General features: G+C 47.4%; 1 rRNA gene. It reads right to left on the bottom strand.

The features are described 5' to 3' along the window. Positions 1–2,053: ribosomal RNA gene (locus CD111_RS06760) — 23S ribosomal RNA — on the bottom strand; the annotation flags it as partial. Positions 2,054–2,178: the final 125 nt, after the last annotated feature.

The raw sequence follows: 2,178 nt of genomic DNA, 5'->3' as shown, positions 1-2,178 counted from the left end.
ACTATGATTTCACCGAGTCTCTCGTTGAGACAGTGCCCAAATCGTTACGCCTTTCGTGCGGGTCGGAACTTACCCGACAAGGAATTTCGCTACCTTAGGACCGTTATAGTTACGGCCGCCGTTTACTGGGGCTTCGATTCGTAGCTTCGCCAGAAGCTAACCACTCCTCTTAACCTTCCAGCACCGGGCAGGCGTCAGCCCCTATACATCACCTTACGGTTTAGCAGAGACCTGTGTTTTTGATAAACAGTCGCTTGGGCCTATTCACTGCGGCTCTTCAAGGCTTGCACCCTAAAAAGCACCCCTTCTCCCGAAGTTACGGGGTCATTTTGCCGAGTTCCTTAACGAGAGTTCGCTCGCTCACCTTAGAATTCTCATCTTGACTACCTGTGTCGGTTTGCGGTACGGGCACCTAATTTCTAACTAGAGGCTTTTCTTGGCAGTGTGAAATCAACGACTCGCCGGATACATGATCCAGCTCCCCATCACAACTCAACCTTAAGAGTGCCGGATTTGCCTAACACTCAGTCTTGTTGCTTGGACGTGCACTCCAACAGCACGCTTCGCCTATCCTACTGCGTCCCCCCATCGTTCAAACAAAAATAGGTGGTACAGGAATATCTACCTGTTGTCCATCGCCTACGCCTATCGGCCTCGGCTTAGGTCCCGACTAACCCAGAGCGGACGAGCCTTCCTCTGGAAACCTTAGTCAATCGGTGGATGGGATTCTCACCCATCTTTCGCTACTCACACCGGCATTCTCACTTCTAAACATTCCACATGTCCTTACGATCATGCTTCGACACGTTTAGAACGCTCTCCTACCATTATCCTTACGGATAATCCACAGCTTCGGTAATATGTTTAGCCCCGGTACATTTTCGGCGCAGTGTCACTCGACTAGTGAGCTATTACGCACTCTTTAAATGATGGCTGCTTCTAAGCCAACATCCTAGTTGTCTGGGCAACGCCACATCCTTTTCCACTTAACATATATTTTGGGACCTTAGCTGGTGGTCTGGGCTGTTTCCCTTTCGACTATGGACCTTATCACCCATAGTCTGACTCCCAAGTTAAATTATTTGGCATTCGGAGTTTGTCTGAATTCGGTAACCCTAGAGGGGCCCCTCGTCCAAACAGTGCTCTACCTCCAATAATCATCACTTGAGGCTAGCCCTAAAGCTATTTCGGAGAGAACCAGCTATCTCCAAGTTCGATTGGAATTTCTCCGCTACCCACACCTCATCCGCTCACTTTTCAACGTAAGTCGGTTCGGTCCTCCATTCAGTGTTACCTGAACTTCAACCTGGACATGGGTAGATCACTTGGTTTCGGGTCTACGACCAGATACTCATTCGCCCTATTCAGACTCGCTTTCGCTACGGCTCCACATTTACTGCTTAACCTTGCATCAAATCGTAACTCGCCGGTTCATTCTACAAAAGGCACGCCATCACCCATTAACGGGCTCTGACTATTTGTAAGCACACGGTTTCAGGTTCTATTTCACTCCCCTTCCGGGGTGCTTTTCACCTTTCCCTCACGGTACTGGTTCACTATCGGTCACTAGAGAGTATTTAGCCTTGGGAGATGGTCCTCCCAGATTCCGACGGAATTTCACGTGTTCCGCCGTACTCAGGATCCACTCAGGAGAGAAATAACTTTCGACTACAGGACTTTTACCTTCTATGGTTGGTTTTTCCAAAACCATTCGTCTAATTATTTCCTTTGTAACTCCGTGTTGAGTGTCCTACAACCCCAACAGGCAAGCCTGTTGGTTTGGGCTATTCCCGTTTCGCTCGCCGCTACTCAGGGAATCGAGTTTTCTTTCTCTTCCTCCGGGTACTAAGATGTTTCAGTTCTCCGGGTGTGCCTTCTTACATACTATGTATTCATATGCAGATAACATGACATAACTCATGCTGGGTTTCCCCATTCGGAAATCTCTGGATCAAAGCGTACTTACAGCTCCCCAAAGCATATCGTCGTTAGTAACGTCCTTCTTCGGCTTCTAGTGCCAAGGCATCCACCGTGCGCCCTTAATAACTTAATCTAATATTTCCTTATACATAATGTTTAAAGAAATAAATGTTATTAATCTGTGATGTCGTCTAAAAAGACGACGCGCGATTATTAAGCTTGTTGAATTTCGTTAAAAATTCACTCGGTTTTTTGCTT

It is taken from the genome of Mammaliicoccus stepanovicii, assembly GCF_002902525.1.
Lineage (GTDB): Bacteria > Bacillota > Bacilli > Staphylococcales > Staphylococcaceae > Mammaliicoccus > Mammaliicoccus stepanovicii.
This window is presented reverse-complemented; position numbering and strand designations above follow the sequence as displayed.